The following is a 274-nucleotide window of genomic DNA, read 5'->3' on the forward strand; positions in this document are numbered from 1 at the left end:
AACTCGGTGGTGTCCTTCGACGGTGTCGCCTGGCATGTTGGTTTCGGCGTCCACACCGGTGTCAAGGCGCCCACGGTGCACGCCCGGCCCGACACCGTAGTGGGCGTCGACCGTGGCGTGAAGGTCGCCTTGGCGATGTCCGACGGCCGCATGTGGCACCGTACCTTCACCACCTGCGGCCAGGAACGCGACCTGGCCCGACTCAAGTCGAAGGCCGGCCGGCAGGAGACCACCCGCCGCAACCGCGGCGCGAAGACCTCCCACCGCGCCCGTA

At 69.7% G+C, this 274-nt stretch carries 1 protein-coding gene; it reads left to right on the forward strand.

What is annotated here, in order from left to right; translation table 11 throughout:
* On the forward strand, window positions 1-274 hold a 274-nt coding region (locus ACNAW0_RS30870), incomplete at both ends, for a hypothetical protein (RefSeq protein WP_416291558.1).

The organism is Micromonospora sp. SL1-18 (genome assembly GCF_047921505.1).
Lineage (GTDB): Bacteria > Actinomycetota > Actinomycetes > Mycobacteriales > Micromonosporaceae > Micromonospora.